19 protein-coding genes are annotated in these 18,546 nt (G+C 65.9%); 11 read left to right on the top strand and 8 right to left on the bottom strand.

Features of this window, described 5'->3' with window-relative positions; translation table 11 throughout:
- The 3 genes from ACEQX1_RS16135 to ACEQX1_RS16125 all read right to left on the bottom strand — a co-directional run.
- A partial coding sequence (locus tag ACEQX1_RS16135) for a beta-ketoacyl synthase N-terminal-like domain-containing protein (RefSeq protein ID WP_370197067.1) occupies positions 1-358 on the bottom strand: 358 nt, incomplete at its 3' end.
- 128 nt (positions 359-486) lie between these two features.
- Positions 487-1,518, bottom strand: coding sequence for a sodium:calcium antiporter (locus ACEQX1_RS16130; protein WP_024348947.1), 1,032 nt, complete (start codon positions 1,516-1,518; stop codon positions 487-489).
- A gap of 79 nt (positions 1,519-1,597) precedes the next feature.
- Positions 1,598-2,677 carry an endonuclease/exonuclease/phosphatase family protein gene (locus ACEQX1_RS16125; protein ID WP_370194330.1) on the bottom strand — a complete coding sequence of 360 codons (1,080 nt, stop codon included), beginning with the start codon at positions 2,675-2,677 and terminating at the stop codon, positions 1,598-1,600.
- A 361-nt stretch (positions 2,678-3,038) separates the two neighbouring features.
- On the opposite strand from ACEQX1_RS16125, the gene ACEQX1_RS16120 reads away from it, so the two are divergent.
- Positions 3,039-4,058, top strand: a complete 1,020-nt coding sequence (locus tag ACEQX1_RS16120) for a PRC-barrel domain-containing protein (protein WP_370197065.1) — start codon at positions 3,039-3,041, stop codon at positions 4,056-4,058.
- A 187-nt stretch (positions 4,059-4,245) separates the two neighbouring features.
- On the opposite strand, the gene ACEQX1_RS16115 is transcribed toward ACEQX1_RS16120, so the two are convergent.
- Both ACEQX1_RS16115 and ACEQX1_RS16110 read right to left on the bottom strand, forming a co-directional pair.
- Positions 4,246-5,217 carry a CHAD domain-containing protein gene (locus ACEQX1_RS16115; RefSeq protein ID WP_370194332.1) on the bottom strand — a complete coding sequence of 324 codons (972 nt, stop codon included), beginning with the start codon at positions 5,215-5,217 and terminating at the stop codon, positions 4,246-4,248.
- 100 nt (positions 5,218-5,317) lie between these two features.
- Entirely contained in the window at positions 5,318-5,794 is a 477-nt protein-coding gene (locus tag ACEQX1_RS16110; protein WP_370194333.1) for a CYTH domain-containing protein, read from the bottom strand.
- Between the two features lie 179 nt (positions 5,795-5,973).
- Between ACEQX1_RS16110 and ACEQX1_RS16105 the strand changes: the two genes are divergently transcribed.
- The 4 genes from ACEQX1_RS16105 to ACEQX1_RS16090 all read left to right on the top strand — a co-directional run bounded on the left by ACEQX1_RS16105 (position 5,974) and on the right by ACEQX1_RS16090 (position 9,713).
- Positions 5,974-6,483 carry a hypothetical protein gene (locus ACEQX1_RS16105; RefSeq protein ID WP_024348952.1) on the top strand — a complete coding sequence of 170 codons (510 nt, stop codon included), beginning with the start codon at positions 5,974-5,976 and terminating at the stop codon, positions 6,481-6,483.
- Positions 6,484-6,635: 152 nt separating this feature from the next.
- A complete protein-coding gene (gene lepA, locus ACEQX1_RS16100; protein ID WP_024348953.1) occupies positions 6,636-8,447 on the top strand; it encodes a translation elongation factor 4 in 1,812 nt (603 codons plus the stop codon).
- A 600-nt stretch (positions 8,448-9,047) separates the two neighbouring features.
- Entirely contained in the window at positions 9,048-9,377 is a 330-nt protein-coding gene (locus tag ACEQX1_RS16095; protein ID WP_370197063.1) for a GIY-YIG nuclease family protein, read from the top strand.
- A 96-nt stretch (positions 9,378-9,473) separates the two neighbouring features.
- Positions 9,474-9,713: a hypothetical protein gene (locus ACEQX1_RS16090; RefSeq protein ID WP_370197061.1), complete on the top strand. Its 240-nt coding sequence runs from the start codon at positions 9,474-9,476 to the stop codon at positions 9,711-9,713.
- A 181-nt stretch (positions 9,714-9,894) separates the two neighbouring features.
- Here ACEQX1_RS16090 and ACEQX1_RS16085 read toward each other — a convergent pair whose 3' ends face one another.
- Positions 9,895-11,544, bottom strand: a complete 1,650-nt coding sequence (locus ACEQX1_RS16085) for a hypothetical protein (RefSeq protein ID WP_370197059.1) — start codon at positions 11,542-11,544, stop codon at positions 9,895-9,897.
- A 1,057-nt stretch (positions 11,545-12,601) separates the two neighbouring features.
- Here ACEQX1_RS16085 and ACEQX1_RS16080 point away from each other — a divergent pair.
- The 5 genes from ACEQX1_RS16080 to ACEQX1_RS16060 all read left to right on the top strand — a co-directional run bounded on the left by ACEQX1_RS16080 (position 12,602) and on the right by ACEQX1_RS16060 (position 16,169).
- Positions 12,602-13,888: an Hsp70 family protein gene (locus tag ACEQX1_RS16080; RefSeq protein WP_370197057.1), complete on the top strand. Its 1,287-nt coding sequence runs from the start codon at positions 12,602-12,604 to the stop codon at positions 13,886-13,888.
- A gap of 136 nt (positions 13,889-14,024) precedes the next feature.
- Positions 14,025-14,357, top strand: a complete 333-nt coding sequence (locus tag ACEQX1_RS16075; RefSeq protein ID WP_188074807.1) for a hypothetical protein — start codon at positions 14,025-14,027, stop codon at positions 14,355-14,357.
- A 54-nt stretch (positions 14,358-14,411) separates the two neighbouring features.
- Positions 14,412-14,837, top strand: coding sequence for a heme-binding protein (locus tag ACEQX1_RS16070; RefSeq protein WP_370197055.1), 426 nt, complete (start codon positions 14,412-14,414; stop codon positions 14,835-14,837).
- Between the two features lie 191 nt (positions 14,838-15,028).
- The gene (gene msrA, locus ACEQX1_RS16065; RefSeq protein WP_370197053.1) at positions 15,029-15,655 is read left to right on the top strand and encodes a peptide-methionine (S)-S-oxide reductase MsrA; all 627 of its coding nucleotides are present in this window, start codon (positions 15,029-15,031) and stop codon (positions 15,653-15,655) included.
- A 49-nt stretch (positions 15,656-15,704) separates the two neighbouring features.
- Positions 15,705-16,169, top strand: a complete 465-nt coding sequence (locus ACEQX1_RS16060) for a DUF302 domain-containing protein (RefSeq protein ID WP_370192735.1) — start codon at positions 15,705-15,707, stop codon at positions 16,167-16,169.
- A gap of 22 nt (positions 16,170-16,191) precedes the next feature.
- On the opposite strand, the gene ACEQX1_RS16055 is transcribed toward ACEQX1_RS16060, so the two are convergent.
- Entirely contained in the window at positions 16,192-16,866 is a 675-nt protein-coding gene (locus tag ACEQX1_RS16055; protein WP_230785592.1) for an SDR family oxidoreductase, read from the bottom strand.
- A 249-nt stretch (positions 16,867-17,115) separates the two neighbouring features.
- Between ACEQX1_RS16055 and dps the strand changes: the two genes are divergently transcribed.
- Positions 17,116-17,616, top strand: a complete 501-nt coding sequence (dps, locus tag ACEQX1_RS16050; protein WP_187390279.1) for a DNA starvation/stationary phase protection protein Dps — start codon at positions 17,116-17,118, stop codon at positions 17,614-17,616.
- Between the two features lie 86 nt (positions 17,617-17,702).
- Here the strand turns inward: dps and fsa are convergent, their stop codons facing one another.
- Complete coding sequence (gene fsa, locus ACEQX1_RS16045; RefSeq protein WP_370197051.1) at positions 17,703-18,356, bottom strand: fructose-6-phosphate aldolase; 654 nt, start codon at positions 18,354-18,356, stop codon at positions 17,703-17,705.
- Positions 18,357-18,546: the final 190 nt, after the last annotated feature.

Raw genomic sequence — 18,546 nt, 5'->3', positions numbered from 1 at the left:
TGGATTCGACGCCGCCGGCGATGGCGATCTCCATTTCGCCGGAGCGGATCGCCCGCGCCGCGGTGATCACCGCGTCCATGCCCGAGCCGCAGAGCCGGTTCAGCGTCACGCCCGGCAGGCTGGTCGGCAGTCCGGCCAGAAGCAGCGACATGCGCGCCACGTTGCGGTTGTCCTCGCCGGCCTGGTTGGCGCAGCCATAGAACACGTCGCCCACCGCCTCCCAGTCGACGCCGCCATTGCGCTCCATCAGCGCCTTCATCGGCACCGCCCCCAGATCGTCGGCGCGAACCCCCGACAGGGCGCCGCCGAAGCGGCCGAAGGGGGTACGGATATAGTCGCAGATGAAGGCGTCGATCATGTCATGGGCTCCCAGTGTCGTTGGGCCGCTTTATGCCGGCTAAGCGCCGCCGAGGAAATGCCCTCTCCGGCACCCCGCCGGACGCCGCCCTCCGGCGGCCGGTCCGAACGCGCGGCGCAGGCCGCCGATCACAGGAAGATCAGCACCACCGAGCCGGCATAGAGCAGCAGCACCAGCACGCTCTCGAAGCCGATCCCCGCCGGGCCGGTGCGCTCGCGCCGCAGCATGCCGAGCAGCAGGACGCCGGTCATCAGCATGGCGATGATCGCCGTGGTCCGGTCCTGCGGCTCCATCGCCGCATAGATCGAGCCGTCATAGAAGAAGTCGGCGGCGCTCAGGAACATCACCTCGAAGGCATTGCCGCCGATCACGTCGCCCACCGCAAGGCTCACCGCACCGATCCGGACCGCGGCGATCGCCGTGACCAGTTCCGGCAGCGAATTGGCGACCGCCGAGAAAATCGTGCCGACCGCCGATTGCGACAGGCCGGTGATGTCGACGAGGGCAAGGCTCGCCTCGCCGATGACGTAGCCGGCCACCGCGGTGATCCCGGCATAGAGCGCGAAGCGGCCCCACAGGGAGCGACCAGATTCGCGATCCTCGCCCTCCTCCGGATCCGACAGCGATTCCCGCGTTTCCGATGTCTGGACCGGCTTCCACATCGGGTCGTCCTTGATGTCGGAGAGCAGCTTCAGGCCGAAGGCATAGCTGATCAGGATCACCACCGAGGCCGGATGCACGCCCCAGATCGTCACCGGCGGCTCCGCCGAGGCGATCAGCGGAATGGTCAGCAGCACCACCAGAAGCACGCCCTGCGCCAGCCCGGTCACGCTGGCGGCGGCATGTTCGAGATTGGCCCGGCGATAGAACAGGTCGGCGATGGCGATGAAGGCCGTCTGGGCGGTCAGCCCGCCCAGCGCGTTGCCGACGGCCAGGCCCGGTGCGTCCTGCATGGCGGTGGAGATCGAGGTGATCGCCCCCGGTAGCGACGTCGCCGCGCCAACGAACAGCGCGCCGGCCACCACCTCGCCCATGCCCGTCCGGTCGGCCAGGGTGTCGGCCACATAGGACAGCCGGAACCCGGCAAAGCCGATGGCCACGGCTGCCGCGAGAAAGGCGCCACCCACGAGCCAGATCGATGCATCCTGCAAGCCCAGCATGGGGCCTCCTTTCGTCGTGCCTCACCTGCCGGGTCCCGTGCGCCGGCGCCCCTCCGCGATGGCGGTCCCGCCTGGCGGCCTACATCTGCGCCGCGCGGTCGTGCGCGGCCTCGATCGCCCGGCGCAGTTCCTCCCGATCGCCGTCCTCTTCGGCGGGGGCGCCCTGCCGGGCGGCCATGTCCGGCGCCAGGCACAATTCGGCCATCACCGGGTAATGGTCGGAATCGACGTGGGGCAGCGATGAGAAGCCGAGCAGGCCGATCGCGTCCTGGAACAGGATATGGTCGAGCGGCCAGGCGAGGATCGGGCTTTCCGCATCATAAGTCGCGACATAGCCGCGCCCGACCCGCGGATCGAGCAGCCTGCCCACCCGCAGCATGCGGCGGAAGGTGCGCTCCCAGGGCACGGCGTTGAAATCGCCGGCCAGGATCGTCGGCATGGTCGAATCGGCCGCCGCAAGGGCCGCCTGCGCCATCGTGCCGTCGCGCAGGGCGGTGGAATGCTCGAAGGATTGCGGCGGCCGCGGATGAATGCCGATGAAGCGGACCGTGCCGGCCGGCAGCGTGATATCGGCGGTCACGCTCGGCGTGCCGGTCTCGAACCAGAATTCCACGGCCGGGTCGACCAGCGGATATTTGGAAAACAGATGCAGGCCATAATATTCGACGGCCTGCGGCACGCTCTCGATACTGGTCCGGTAGCGATCCTGCAGGGCGGCCAGCTGGGTATCCCACCATTGGTCCGTTTCCAGGACCAGCAGGATGTCCGGGTCGGCGTCGGTGACCACGTCGCGGAAGGCCGCGAAGTCGCGGTTGCCCTTCTTGACGTTCGCTACCATCACCGAAAGCCCCGAGCCCGACGGACAGGTGGGGGAAGCGGCGGCCATGGGCGCCACGACCGACATATAGACATGCAGCTTGGCGAGATGCAGCGCCGCCAGCACCCCGCAGATAGCCATGATCGCCGCCCCCGTTCGCCACCGCCAGGCCCTGGTGGCGCCGAGGAGGGCGATCAGCACGAGCAGCGCTCCCCCGACATACAGGCGAACGAAATCGAGGTAGCGCACCCACCACGCATTGGTTTCCAGAAGCGGCAGCAGCGTCATCACGCCGAGCGCCAAGGTCAGGGCACCTGCAATGGTCAGACCGGTCTGTCTCATGGCGCGCCTTTCCCTTCGCCTCGGTTTCGCGGCCATTCCAGCTAGGACACGACCGAGGATCGGCGACCCTGCCCCTCGGAATCATGCCCGGCGCGCTCCGCCTCCTGTCCGGCGCCGGTTCGTGGCCCCGGTCGGACGGTCGGTCGCGGCGCTGCCCGCAGCACGGGACGGCCGCTCCGGCCGCGCCCTCCCCGGACAGGTCGCCACGGGTCAGCGACGCCATTTTCACGTCGCGGCTACAAAAACCGAAAAACGAATAACGGAACAGACTGGCCCTGCCCCCGTTTTGCCATCATCCAGCAAGCGGGATCTCAATCGGAGATTTCGTTATGTTACCAATCGAATAGAAAGGTAATATTACATGCGTAATATTTTCGTCATCACTCTTCTTGCAGGCTCGGCACTGACCGGCACCGCTTTCGCTCAGGACAACAACAGCGAGAACGCAAATTCCACCGCTGACGTTGTTGTCCAGCCGGATGCCCCCGCGGTGAAGGTCGACGTTCCGGAGCCCGACGTCCAGGTCAACCAGGCCGATCCCAACGTCTCGGTTTCGCAGCCGCAGCCGACCATCACGGTGAACCAGCCGGCGCCGACGATCAGCGTCGACATTCCGCAGCCGACCATCACCGTCCGCATGCCCGACCCGAATGTCGATGTCGAGATGGCGCAGCCGGAAGTCTCGGTCAGCCAGGGCGAGCCGCGGGTCTCCGTCGATGATTCCGGCAATGCCGCGGTCGAGACCTCGGACGATGGCGACGAGCAGGCCAATGTCACGGTCGACCAGGCCAACGCCAATGTTCAGGTCCGCCAGTCCGACCAGCGCCCGCAGATCCGCTATCAGAGCGAGGACGCCAAGGTCTCCGTCAACCAGGAGAAGGGCGAGCCGAAGATCATCTATCAGAACGCCGATGGTTCGCCGATGGACGGCTCGGAAGACACCGCCGCGGATCGCCAGCAGCAGGGCAACGCCGCCAGCCAGGACCGCCAGGAGCGCGTGACCTCCGAGGAGACGGCAGGCGAGCGCTCGGCGACCGACAACGAGACCATGGCGATCAATCCGGGCTCTTCGAGCGAGCGTGAGATGACCGTCGAGGAAGTCACCGATTACGACATCATCGGCGCCAATGGCGAAGTCCTCGGCGACATCCAGGAGATCGTGAAGGTCGACAATCGTCTCTTCGCCGTCATCGGCTCGGGCGGCTTCCTCGGCCTCGGCGAGAAGGAAGTGGCGATCCCGCTGTCCTCGCTGATGGCCACCGACCGCGGCATGATCGCGCCGAACGTCACCGAGAGCCAGATCGACGCGCTGAGCGAGTTCGACGACGATCAGTATCCCGAGCTCGAAGACGAGACGCGGATCACCGTCGGCCAGCAGTAAGCCTCGACGCTCCCGCATGAACGAAGGGCCGCCGGTTGATCCGGCGGCCCTTTTTGCGTCGGGCACGGATCGCCTGATCGGGCATTGTCCATCGAGCCGCGCCGCCAAACCGCCGACACCGGGCGCCGCATGGCGCCCGGCCCCTACCGCGCAATGACGTCCGTCGGCCTCCTGCCCCTTGCTGCGATCACTCCGCCTGACGCAGGACCTCCAGCGGCGAGGCGACCGGCGCGCCGGGATCGCTCGCCTCTCGAACTGGCCCGGCCCGGTACAGCCGCTTCACCCGCGTCTTCACGCCGTCCGGATCATCGGCGAGGAGCCGCCGCGCCGTATCGAGCGCAGCGGCGCGCAATTCCGCCTGCCGGCGTTCGATCAGCGCCGCGAGGACGGCCAGTTCGCGCGGCGTGCCGAAGGCCTCCGGCGTCGCCGCGATCTCCTGGCGCATCACGGAATAATCATGGTCGAGCCCGAGCCCGTCGGCGATCGCCTTGGCGGCTTTGGTCTGCGGCGCGATCGCGTCCGGCCACAGCGGTGCGATCAGCCGCAGATGCATCCAGTGATATTTGACCCGCTTGCGAAGCTCGTGAAGGGCCTCGTCATCGCCCTCCTTGCGCGCCGTCGCCAGCGCCGACCGCGCACGGTCATGGGTGCGGGCAAAACCCTCGGCGATGATCGTCGCCGCGTTGCCCGCCCTGTCCTTGGGGGCGATGACGAAGCCGTCGAGCTTGTGGCGGGCCGCCCCGAGGCTGCGCGCCGCCACGTCAATCGCCGAGCCGAGATCGCGCGTCGTCGCCGCCTCGCGCCGCGCCATCAGCTCGCTGCGCACATGCTCGAAGACGGCCGGCGCCACCTCCGCCCCGTAATGCTCCGCGAGCCGGTCGAGCGCCTCCACCAGCGCGCCGCTGTCGCGTGCCCCCGACAGGCTTCGCGCCAGGTCGCGGTAGCGGGCATTCTCCTTCGCATGGAAGGCCGGCCGCGCATCGCGGACCAGCCGCGTCAGCCCGCGCAGCTTCTTCAGCCGCTTGCGGGCCTCGTGCACGGCGGCACTCGGCTCGCCGTCCGCCGCTACCAGCACCCGCTCCGCCCGGCGCAGCTGCTCGCCGGCGATGCGCCGGAACTCGGCATCGAGCGGCGCGGCGGGGTCGAGCTTGTAGGCCATGGCATCTGCACCTTCGACTGGGATTTGCGGCGCACCGACCTCGCCGGCAGCGCCTTTGCCAAGATGGCGCCGGGTCGCCGCCTGCCAAGCCGGCGCCGTCTCATGCCTCGGCCGGCGGAAGTCCGTTCAGCGCCAGCTGCGCATTGAGATAGCGCGGATTGCCCGTCACCTCGCGGCCGAGAAAATCCGGCAGCGGCGGCGCATCGTCCATCGTCTTCAGCTCGATCTCCGCCGTCACCAGCCCGTCCAGCGCCCCGGTGAAGACGTCCACCTCCACCTGCCAGCCACCCGCCAGCGGCACGATATGGCGGGTCTTCTCCACCAGCTTGCCGACCCGGCTGGCCCTGAGATCCTGCGCATCGGCGAGCGGAATGTCGTATTCGAACTCGCCGCGGGAAAGGCCGGCGCCGCCGGTCTTGATCGTCAGCCGCGCCGCCCGGCCGTCGCTGATCCGCACCCGCACCGACGCGCCCTCCCGGCTGAACAGGTAGAATTGCTCGAGCTGCGCCGAGCCCGTGGCGAGCCCCCGCCAGCCGTCATGCGCCACCAGGAACTTGCGCTCGATCTCCTGCGCCATCAGCCGCCGCCCGCACGGTGCGGAACGCCGAAATTGCCGGTGCGACGGCCCAGAATCGTCGCTCCGCCACACAACATTGCAGCAATCACCAACATTCCTCTGCGGAATAAAATGCCACCGCCGCGAGCATATCCGTCAGAATATGACATTTTTGACTGGACCATATCTCTCATACATCTATGTTTTCCTTCTGGCAGGGCTGCCTGGCCGACCGGATTGCCGCACCGGTCATGCTCGAAGCCGGCAGCGCGGCGCCATGCGGCGTCGACTTGGAGGACAGCATGCAATGGATGTTTTGGAAATACGGAGCCGGACGGCGTGATGCCGGGCCACCCGATGAGGACACCGTCGAGCCGTCACGCCGCCGGTTCCTGATCGGTCTCGGCGTGGCCGGCGGTCTGGCGCTCGTCGCCCCGACGGTCATTCTGACGGCCCCGGCCGACGCGGCGGAGCCCGATCCGGATTCGGACCTGCCCGACGGGGAGGACGATGGCAGTTACGAGGTCGCCCAGCGCCGCGACGATCGGCGGCGCAGGCGTCGGCGGCGGCGTCGGCGGCGGCGGAACCGGCGCGAACGCCGGCGGGACCTGCGCAGGCGGCGGCGGCGCGAGCGGCGCAGGCGGCGGCGGCGGCGGCGGGATCGCCGCAGGGGCTGCGTGGATGTCGGCCCGGTCACCATCTGCGACTAGGCTGAACGCCCCATTCTGAGCTTGGCGGCGGCGGCACTTTCGGTGTCCGCCGCCGCGCCTTCGCGGCCACATCTGCCCGCGCGCTGGCCGTCCATGCGAAACGGCGCTTCCAAGAACCGTTACAAATCTCTATATCGCGCGACATGAGCACCATGCCCGCGAATACGCCCCTCGACCACATCCGCAATTTCTCGATCGTCGCCCATATCGACCACGGGAAATCGACCCTTGCCGACCGGCTGATCCAGTCCACCGGCGGGCTGGAACTGCGCGACATGAAGGCCCAGGTCCTCGACTCGATGGATATCGAGCGCGAGCGCGGCATCACCATCAAGGCCCAGACCGTCCGCCTGCACTACACGGCGAAGAACGGCGAGACCTACGTCCTCAACCTCATCGACACGCCCGGCCATGTCGACTTCGCCTACGAGGTGTCGCGCTCGCTGGCCGCCTGCGAGGGCGCGCTCTTGGTGGTCGACGCGGCGCAGGGCGTCGAGGCCCAGACGCTGGCCAATGTCTATCTCGCCCTCGACGCCAATCTCGAGATCGTCCCGGTCCTCAACAAGATCGACCTGCCGGCCGCCGAGCCCGACAAGGTCAAGGAGCAGATCGAGGAGGTCATCGGCCTCGACGCCTCCGACGCGGTGATGATCTCGGCGAAGTCCGGCCTCGGCATCGAGGACGTGCTGGAAGCCATCGTCCACCGCCTGCCCGCCCCCACCGAGGGCGACCGCAAGGCGCCGCTCAAGGCGATGCTGGTCGACAGCTGGTACGACGCCTATCTCGGCGTCATCGTCCTCGTGCGCATCATCGACGGCGAGCTGAAGAAGGGCCAGACTATCCGCATGATGGGCACCGACGCCCGCTACCCGGTCGACCGGGTCGGCGTCTTCACCCCGGCCATGGTCCAGGTCGAGGCGCTCGGCCCCGGCGAGCTCGGCTTCATCACCGCCTCCATCAAGGAAGTCGCCGACACCCGCGTCGGCGACACCATCACCGACGACAAGCGCCAGACGACCTCCATGCTGCCGGGCTTCAAGCCGGCCCAGCCCGTCGTCTTCTGCGGCCTGTTCCCGGTCGACGCCTCCGATTTCGACGAGCTGCGCGCCGCCATGGGCAAGCTGCGGCTCAACGACGCCAGCTTCTCCTACGAGATGGAATCCTCGGCCGCGCTGGGCTTCGGCTTCCGCTGCGGCTTCCTCGGCCTGCTGCATCTGGAGATCGTCCAGGAGCGCCTGTCGCGCGAGTTCGACCTCGACCTCATCGCCACCGCGCCCTCGGTCGTCTACGACATCAAGCTCACCGACGGCTCGACCATCCAGCTGCACAATCCGGCCGACATGCCGGACGTGATGAAGGTTGCCGAGATCCACGAGCCCTGGATCAAGGCCACGATCCTCACGCCCGACGACTATCTCGGCAACATCCTGCAGCTGTGCCAGGAGCGGCGCGGCAACCAGACCGACCTTTCCTATGTCGGCAAGCGCGCCATGGTCTCCTACGAGCTGCCGCTCAACGAGGTGGTCTTCGACTTCTACGACCGGCTGAAATCCATCTCCAAGGGCTACGCCTCCTTCGACTACCACATGGCCGACTACCGCGAGGGCGACCTCGTCAAGATGTCGATCATGGTCAATGGCGAGCCGGTCGACGCGCTCTCCATGCTCGTCCACCGCAGCCAGGCCGAGCGCCGCGGCCGCGGCATGTGCGAGAAGCTGAAGGAGCTGATCCCCAACCACCTCTTCAAGATCCCGATCCAGGCGGCGATCGGCGGCAAGGTGATCGCCCGCGAGACCATCTCGGCCCTGCGCAAGGACGTCACCGCCAAATGCTACGGCGGCGATGCCTCCAGAAAGCGCAAGCTCCTCGACAAGCAGAAAGAGGGCAAGAAGCGCATGCGCCAGTTCGGCAAGGTCGACATCCCCCAGGAAGCCTTCATCGCCGCGCTGAAGATGGATAGCTGAGGCGCCGGGCACCCCTCGTGGTTCGACAGGCTCACCATGAGGGGTTTCTGAACCGCCGCGCCTGGATTCCAGGTGCTGCCGCACCCGGAACGATCCCACGACCGCAACTGCTTGGCGCAATTGCACGCAAGTCGACGCCGGCGACCTTCTAGCAATGCGGTCGGCCGCAGTGCGGTCCGCAGCAGCACACTTGGCAGCGCAAGTAGACCTCAGCAGGCTCACGCCGCCCATTGCAACGAAGTGGCGGCGTTCGGTTACGTCCGGCTCCCGGGCTCCCGGGCTCCCGGGCTCCCGGGCCCCAGGCCCCCAAGCCCCAGGCACGCTGGCAGCGCCCTCGGCCTTCCCCGCCTCTCGACGTCTATCGTCCAGACGCGAACTGCGCAGGCCACTGGAGTCGGCACGCCATCCCCTTCACCCTCATGGTGAGCCTGTCGAACCACGAGGGTGACGCACCAACGTCCAACCCCGATTGCCTCGCCCCGCCATATCCCTCATCCTGAGCCTGTCGAAGGATGAGCCTGTCGAAGGATAAGCCTGCCGAAGGATGAGCCCGTCGAAGCTCTCCCCAAGCGCAGCCCGCCACCAGACCCGGACCAGCCCATGCCGCTCGAAGCCACGGTCTACATCCTGCGCTGCGCCGACGGCTCCTACTACACCGGCCTCACGAAGCAGCCGGTCGAAGCCCGGCTGTGGGAGCACAATGAGGGCCTCTACGACGGCTACACGCGCAAACGCCGCCCCGTCGTCCTGGTCTTCACCGAAACCTACGATCGCATGCTCGACGCCATCGCCCGCGAGCAGCAGATCAAGGGCTGGACCCGCGCCAAGAAGGAAGCGCTGATCGCCCGGCGCTACCACTGCCTCCCCACCCTCGCCGCCACCCGCACCGGCCCGGACCTCCGCCGACAGCCACCCGCCACGCTTGACTGACGCAACGATCCGCCGCCCCCTGCACCCTCATGGTGAGCCTGTCGAACCATGGCGACAACGCACCAGCCTGCCGGCCAGCGATGAGGATACCCAACCGTGTTCGACATGATCGGCGACGTCGTCGGCTACACCACCGCTCGATACCTCCTGCCCGCCCTGAGTTTCGGCAAGCTCAGGGTCCAGACGCTCCGCAGCAGCGAGGGTGGCTTCAACTGGTTCGGCTTCCGACGCGAAACCGATGGCAGCATACTGGTCGAGTCCAACATGGCGGGCTGGTTCGGACTGTTCGTCTGGATCACCGCGCTCGTCGTGCTGATCGTCTTCGTTGGGGGATGAGTTACGGGATTTAGTAGCAGAACCACCGAATGAATCGGGTCTCGAGCGCGAAGTAGCGGCCGTGTTGGGTAAGAGGAAGATGGCTTGGCAATCGAGTTGCTGCCCGCGGCATGATCTAAAAGGCGGCCATGGCCAACACCGGCTACAAACGAACATATTTAATATTCCCAAGCCAACCACATCACCCTTTATGTGCAAACAAGAGGCCCATCGGCGACTTCTTGAGTTCCCGATGTGCGTTCTTGATATCCACGAAGCGTTCTGGGATCTCCTTCAACTTCGGGACATCCAGAATTTGGTTCGCAGCGAACGCCGCGGCCCCGAAGAACGGCGTTCCAGTGGCAATTGCCGCCATTTCAACGGCACCGACGGAAATCCAAGTTCCGAGATCATAGCCCGCGAACTTGAGGCCCTTGTTCCGCAACTCCTTAATTTTCGCCTGATGCTGCTCAAAGGCATCTTGGATATTTTCGACGATCTTGTCGCTCGACCTGAAGAACGCTTCGGGTTTCGTCGTCGCGATCTCGCTGACACCCGCTGAGAGTACATCGCGGATCTCGTGGAATGCACCCTGCTGTCGCATCTCAATCAGGGCAGCGGGCGGAATATTCCCGAGCCATTCCATGTCCGTCTCAGCGACGCGCTGCAGGCCCTTCACCATATGTAGATTACTATTGTCTGGCGCAATCGACGAGTTATATTCGAGCTTCCAATTGAAGTACTGCCAAGACGTCGGCGCATCGATCAACGGCGTTCCGCCCAGATATCGACTTTTGAGCAGCAAGTCCGTCGCCTGCATCATGCGACCAAGGCATTGGGCGGCCAAAACATGGCCCGGGCCCGATCCCTCAGGTAAAAGATAATCATCGATCGTGAGAGAGCGGGAAATCTGCTCCTCTATGCTCCCCGTCCAATCCGTATCAAATAGCACGCGGCTCTTATCAGCGATATTTTTCGCTGCTTTCTCGGGACTATCCAAGGTGTTGCAGAATTCGGAGAGCTCATCAATACTGGAGAATTTGCGACCGAACAGCTTCTGGGCATGAGAGATACCATCACGCTCGGAGACGTCGCGGAGAAATTTCACTTCGGCTTCGTCGACGGATGATCGAAACGGCGTCACGACCACGATCGGCGCGTCGAGATCTGCTGTCGCTAGATCACGGTAGCCCATAACATTAATCGCATGCTTCGCGAGATAGTAGAGCTGAACATCGGGGGGTGACTGCTTGAAGACGTACCTCGAGTGCCAGAATGGATCCGACAGGACGATGGTGTCGATGTAGAGGCCGGTGCTGCTCGCAATGTTCCGCGCGTACGAAGGGAATAGGTCTCCGCCGTAGATTGCCTTTGTCGATTGCAGATCCTGTATGTGGTAGTGGGATGGCTCTGCGGCCGCTCCCCAGAACTCCTCTAGCGCCTCCAGGAACTTCGGTATCTGCGGGCTGTATTCGTCGACGTTTAGTGGGTGACGGGAGATCATATTGCCGAATTCGTGAGCATCGGCGCCCATATCCTTTGCCGCCTTCACTAAGAATCCGAGATTTATTTCGATGAATTCGAAATATGATTTCGTAATATGCTCCAAAGACAACGCATCTTTAGAACGCTCGCGATTCTCCATCGCCGCCGTGATGAGTGCCATCGAACGCAGCCTGCCGTCGACAGTAGCCAGATCGATCTTCCCGTCGGCGCCTGTCCGCACCGCCAGTAGACTTTGTTTAAGATCTTCGGCCATCTCATCGGCAACGACGATCTTGCCCTCCGCGAGTTTCGTTCGCAGCACCTCAATGCGCCACTGCAGTTCTTCGTCTTTTTCGTTTTGGTCCACTAGCTCTCAAACCTCTGGCAGATAACTACAATATGTACTTCGGTTTTTCGGGTAATTTCGGGAGCAATGTGGCAGTCTCTACCGAGCCTAATCTGCTGGACGCACACCTTTAACTTCAGATAAAGTCAGAGTTGCAAGCTTCCGCAATCCGCATTCGATCCCTAATGCTGACATGGACCGAGCCGGTCGCCAATGGCTGAAATGGAGTTGTGCGCTGCCGTCGGCTGATGAATGTTGCGCCTCGAAACCGCGAATCTTCGGTCATCCCCAATGCACTGAGCGAGACGCGAAGCGGTTGTGTTCCGACCTAACGTCTTGTTCCATGTTCCAAGCACCTCCGGTCCCAGCGCTACCTCTGCCCCCCCTCATGGTGAGCCTGTCGAACCACGAGGCCCCCCCAAAAAACTTCTCCCCGCCCTCCCCCACCTCCCGCATCATCCTTTCACCGCCGGCCCGCGAAACGGGCGCGAATGATCACCGGGATCGTTCGGGGGCCAAGGGAGCAATCCTGGCGGGCGGTGCCGGTTCATGTCGCTTCCGGAGCGGCGGAACCGGGCCGGTGACGGCCGAGCCGGCCTTCCGTTCTGCGGGGAAGGCGGCACGTTGCCGGGCGGGAGGTCGTGCTCCTGCCGGCAGCTTCCCGGAACCCTTCGCCCCGGCATAAGCCGGCGGCGGCGGGGGAATGGTTCGGCGGCGGACGGGTGACGAGACCCCGCCCGCGTTTCCGGCACCCACCGCGCGGCACGCCGGAGGCGGACCGTAAGACCAAGACATCGGAGGGTTCGCCTCCGGCGCGCCGTCGCCCGCCCGCCCCATGGCGGAGACCCGGGCGGCCAGACGATCCCGCCGAAACGGCCCCCGGCCGCCGCGGCGGGAGACGGGCCTGTCAGGCTCCGGCCCGGATCGGGCGCGGAAATGCGTCCGTGCGCCTTCATCTCGGCCGCTGCATCGGCTAGACACCGCGGCTTCCGATTCGCCGTCCCGCCCTGCCCCGACTGTTTGCCTGCGCCCCGTCCCCTTCCGGGCGCGCGGCCGATTCCTTCCGCGAGTTTCACGAATGCCCCGCTTTCCCGGCCTCGATTTCGGCACCACCAATTCCACCCTGGCCCTCGCGGCGCCCGGCGGCGCGCCGGCGCTGGTGCCGGTCGAGGCGGACAGCCCGACCATCCCCTCAGCGCTGTTCTTCAGCCTCGAGGATGGCGGCACATACTTTGGCCGCGCCGCCATCTTCGAATATGTCGACGGCGCCGAGGGCCGCTTCATGCGGGCGCTGAAGTCGATCCTCGGCACCTCGCTGATGGCCGAGACCACCCCGATCGGCCGCCAGCGCATGAGCTTCGAGGCACTGATCGGCCGCTTCCTGAAACATCTGCGCGGAAAGCTGGAGGCCGAGGCCGCCCGCGGCGAGGGCGGGCCGGACGCCGTCGCCACCGACCGCGTCGTGCTCGGCCGGCCGGTGCATTTCATCGACGACGATGCGAGCGCCGACCAGACCGCCGAGGACCAGCTCGCCGCCGCCGCCCGCGCCGAGGGGTTCCGCCACATCGAGTTCCAGTTCGAGCCCGTCGCCGCCGCGCTCTATTACGAAAGCCAGATCGAGGCCGAGCAGCTCGCCCTGGTGGTCGACATCGGCGGCGGCACCTCGGACTTTTCCGTGGTGCGCCTGTCGCCCGAGCGCGCGAAATCCGCCGCCGGCGACCGGCTGGACGACATCCTCGCCTCGACCGGCGTTCATGTCGGCGGCACCGATTTCGACCGGGTGCTGTCGCTCGCCCGGGTCATGCCGGGTCTCGGCATGGGCAGCCACACCGCCGACGGCAAGCGGCGCATGCCGGTCTGGTACTTCAACGACATGGCCACCTGGCACCGGGTCAACACGCTCTACACCGCCAGGATCCTGCGCGACATTCGCGGTCTCGCCCGCGAGGCCGCCGAGCCGGAGAAGCTCGCCCGCTTCGAGCACCTTCTGGTTCACCGCTCGGGCCATCGCCTCGCCGGCGCCGTCGAGACCGCCAAGATCGCCCTCAGCGAGACCGACGCGACCACCATCCGGCTGCAGGAGCTCGGCTTGCTTCTGGAGGCGCCCGCCACCCGCGCCGAGTTCGAGGCCGCGTCCGCCGAGCTCGTCGGCCGCATCGGCGGGGCCATCGACGACGCGCTGACGACGGCCGGTGTCGGGCCGCAGGCGATCGAGACGGTGATCCTGACCGGCGGCGGTGCCCAGGTGCCGGCCGTCCGCGCCGCCGCCACCGCCCGCTTTCCTGCCGCCCGCATCGCCCAGTCCGACGCCTTCGGCTCGGTCGGCCTCGGCCTTGCCATCGACGCCGCCCGCCGCTTCGCCTGAACCGGAACAGGCACCGGCGAGCGGCCGGCCGGCTGCGACCACAGGACGCGGTTTTCCGCCGGATTCTACCGGCCGGGTTGTGCCCGGTTAACGAATCTCGGCGATACTCTTGCAAGGAACAGACGCGGTGAGAGCAATGGGCAGTTTGCTGGCCAGATGGGGCAAGGCGACCGGCTTTCAGGGTCGCGACAAGCGCAGCGCGCGCCGGGTGCGCACGCGGCTGCGGCCCCAGCGCGTCCTTTCCATGCGCAACGCCATCATCGCCGATTGCGCCATGGTCGACCGCTCCGACAGCGGCGCCAAGCTGCAATTCATCGTCGATGTCGATCTGCCGCGCATCTTCCTCCTGCAGGATCTCGCCGAGGGGACCACCCACGAGGTCGAGCTGATCTGGAGCCGTCCCGGCCAGGCCGGCGTGCGCTTCACCCACCACCCGGCCCCGTGCGGCGTGTCCTCCGCCAATAGGTGACTCCCTCCCCGCCTGTGCTATCTGCCGGGCGCAATCCATTTGGAGGGAAACACCATGCTGACACTCGACAAGGCCCGCATCATCATCGCCGAGGCCATGAAGATGGGCGCCGCCAAGGGCTTCAAGCCGCTGACCGTCGCCGTTCTCGACGCCGGCGGCGCGCTGATCGCGCTGGAGCGCGCCGACGGCTCGGCCCGCATGCGCCCCGACATCGCCACCGGCAAGGCCAACGGCGCCATCGCCATGGGCATGGGCTCGCGGGCGATCTGGCAGCGGGCCGAGCAGCAGCCCTATTTCATCCAGTCGATGAACGCCTTGGCCAAGGGCGTGCTGGTGCCCGTGCCGGGCGGCGTCCTGATCCGCGGCGAAGGCAATGTCATCCTCGGCGCCGGCGGCATCACCGGCGACACCTCCGACAATGACGAGGCCGCCGCCACCGCCGGCATCGAGGCCGCCGGCTTCACCGCCGACGGCGGCTGACCCTTCCGTCCAGCGACCCCGATGCGGCGGGGAGATCTCCGCCGCATCGACGCCGCCCGCAGGTTTTTTGTCGTTCCACCTGAAACAATTCGCCCCGCCTCACCGAAGCTTGTGTTGAGCCCGCAGCCTCCGATCGCGCACCAATGGTGCCGACACGGGCGGCGGCCCCAGACCAGCAAGGGAACGAGACCATGGCAGGACGAACCGGATTCGCATTGGCGGGCCTCGCCGCCGCAGCCCTCGCGGCAGGCGCCAGCCTGATGCCGAGCGGCGTCGCCGCCCAGAGCACCGAGACCGCGATCTTCGCCGGCGGCTGCTTCTGGTGCGTCGAGAGCGACTTTGACCACGTCGCCGGCGTCCTCGACACCACCTCCGGCTATATCGGCGGGCAGAACCAGAACCCCACCTACCAGAACCACCCCGGCCACGTGGAAGCGGTGAAGATCACCTACGATCCGAAGCGCGTCAGCTATGACCAGCTGCTCAACGTGTTCTGGCATTCCGTCGATCCGACCGACGCCGGCGGCCAGTTCTGCGACCGCGGCCACGCCTATACGACGGCGATCTTCGCGACCGATCAGAGCCAGGTGCAGAAGGCCAAGGCCTCCAAGGCCGCCATCGCCAAGGATCTGCCGAAAGTGGTGACCCCCATCAACTCGGCCCCGACCTTCTGGCCGGCCGAGGGGTACCACCAGGATTACTACAAGAAGAATGCGCTGAAATATAAATACTACCGCTTCAGCTGCGGTCGCGACGCCCGGGTCCGGGACGTCTGGGGCGACAAGGCCTATCAGGGCATCAAGGACGCCATGGGCTGATCCTCAGCCCAGCACCGAGCCCCCGTTACCTGTCTAGAGGACAAGCCATATGCGATCTCACATCGGCGCAATCGCCACCGTCACCGCGGCGCTGCTTGTCATGAGCATGCCGGCCAGGGCGGCGGATGACTGGGTGACGAAGCAGAGTGCCAGGTCGGTGGCGGACACCGTCTCCGCCCTGACCGCGGCGGTGGACAAGGCCGGTGCAAAGGTGATGGCGACCGTCGATCACCAGGCCAATGCCGCGACCATCGACACCGGGATCCCGGCAACGACACTGGTCATCTTCGGCAATCCGAAGCTCGGCACGCCGCTGATCGCCGAGAACCGCCGCGTCGCCATCGACCTGCCCCAGAAGGTGCTGGTCTGGGACGAGGACGGCGTCACCATGCTCGGCTATGTCGATCCGGCCGAACTCGCCGAACGCTACGGCTTCGCACCCGACCATCCGTCGATTAAGGCGATGCAGGGCGCGCTGGACAAGCTGACGACCGCGGCATCGGCGGACCAGTAGCGGTCCGCCGCGCCGGCGCTGCTCAGCGCTTCATCGGCTCGATCCAGATCTCGCCCGTCAGCACGTTCTCCGGCTGCGAGATCGCGTAGAGGACCGCACCGGCGACGTCGTCGGCCTGCATGGCGTCGGGTTTGCGCTGGTCGAAGAAGGGCGTGTCGACCATGCCCGGCTCGATCAGCGTCACCTTCACCCCGTCGTCGCGCAGTTCCTCGCGCAGGTTCTGGCCGTAACCGGTAATCGCCCATTTGGTCGCGCCGTAGATCGACCCGGCCAGCACCTTGCGGCCGGCGATCGATCCGGTCAGGACGTAATGCCCCTTCGCCGCGACGACGGCATCATGGGTCGCCTTCACCGTATACATGACGCCGAGCACATTGGTGGTCACCATCCGGTGCCAGTCCTCGACATCCCCCTTGGCCGTGCCGGACGAATTCGACCCGACCCCGGCATTCGCGAACACCACGTCGATGCTGCCGAAGCGCTCGAGCACCGCCGCAGTCATCGCCTGCTGCGCGGCGTAATCGCTGACGTCGCAGGCAACTGCCATCGCCTTGTCCTCGCCGAGTTCGGTGACGAGACCGTCGAGCTTGTCCTTGGAGCGGGCCGCAAGGGCGACCCGATAGCCGGCCGCGACAGCACGTCGCGCCGTCGCGGCACCGATCCCGGTCGAGGCGCCAGTGATGAGCATGGTCTTCATTTCGATACTCCGTTGAATCCGTTCGGGTCGTTGCCGTCAGGGCAAGCCCCGCATCGTCGCGGCAGTTGGGCATCGAACGGATTTTGGGAAGGGCGAGCGCCCGCCGAACGCTTGGATGAACGGACGAAATCGCCCTGGCGGTTGGTCGCAGATGGAACCGTTATCGGCAGGAGCGATTATCGAAGCGAACAACACATTTCGTCCCCCATCGCAGCGAGCGGCAGCGGGACCTGAGCGCAAGGAGCCACCATGGCCAAGACCACCAAGACGAAGATGCACAAGACCATGAACCCGATCTCGGAGAACATCCGCGGATCGATGGTCGAACTCCTGCAGACGCACCTCGCGACCGCCGTCGACATCACCTACCAGACCAAGCAGGCCCACTGGAACGTGAAGGGCATGAACTTCATCGCCGTCCACGAGCTGTTCGACGATCTGCACGAAGAGACCGAGGAATATGTCGACACCATCGCCGAGCGACTGACCGCGATCGGCGGCCAGGCCCACGGCACCGTGCAGGCGGCCTCCGAGAACTCGCTTCTCGACCCCTATCCGCTCGATCTCGTGAAGTCCGAGGATCACCTCAAGCGGCTGACCGAGAGCTACTCCAAGTGGAGCGCGGCCGTCGCGGAGGGCATCGAGGAAGCCTCGGAAGCCGGCGATCCGCTGACCGAGGACCTGCTCACCGCGATCGGCCGCGGCCTCGACAAGGGCATCTACTTCATGGAGAGCCATTTCCAGGCGTAAGCGCCGTTGGAAGTGAGCGTGAAACAAGAAGGGGCGGTGTCTTGCGACACCGCCCCTTTCTCATATCGAAGGTCTGTGTGTTCGGATCAGGCGATCGTCTGGCCGGTCTTCTTCCAGTCGGCCAGGAAGGCGTCGAGACCCTTATCGGTCAGCGGATGCTTCACGAGGCCCTTCAGGGTCGCCGGCGGGACGGTCGCCACGTCGGCGCCCAGCAGTGCGGCTTCACGAACATGGTTCGACGTCCGGATCGAGGCTGCGAGGATCTCCGTCTCGAAGCCGTAATTGTCGTAGATCCGCCGGATGTCGGCGATCAGCCCCATGCCGTCGATATTGATGTCGTCGAGCCGACCGATGAAGGGCGAGATGTAGGTGGCACCGGCCTTGGCGGCGAGCAGCGCTTGCACCGCCGAGAAGCACAGCGTGACATTGGTCTGGAAACCCTCGTCCGTCAGCTCCTTGCACGCCTTGAGGCCGGCAAGCGTCAGCGGCAGCTTGATGCAGACATTCTCCGCGATGCCGGCAAGGAGCTTGCCCTCGCGGATCATTTCGTCGGTCTCGACCGCGGTGACCTCGGCGGATACCGGACCCTCGACGATCTCGCAGATCTCGGCGATGATATCCTTCATCGGCCGGTCGGCCTTCATGATCAGCGACGGATTGGTGGTCACTCCGTCGATCAGACCCGTCTCGGACAGGTCCTTGATCTCGGAAAGATCGGCAGTATCGACAAAGAATTTCATGGCGCCCTCATTCGGCTCGGTGATCATTCGCGGGATGCATAACAGCCCGGCCCCGGTTCGCGCTACATGCGACCGGTTTCTTCTCTTCATATAGGGGCCGGCGGTCGGCCGAGAACATGCCGGGCGGACTTGCGGATCACCGTATCCGCCGCCAGTTGAGACATGGCGCCGCCCTGCGAGCGCGGCTTTC

The sequence above is a fragment of the Aurantimonas sp. genome, from assembly GCF_964217435.1.
In the GTDB taxonomy this organism is placed as follows: domain Bacteria; phylum Pseudomonadota; class Alphaproteobacteria; order Rhizobiales; family Rhizobiaceae; genus Aurantimonas; species Aurantimonas coralicida.
Note: the sequence above shows the minus strand (reverse complement) of the source record. Positions and strands in the feature narration are given on the sequence as shown.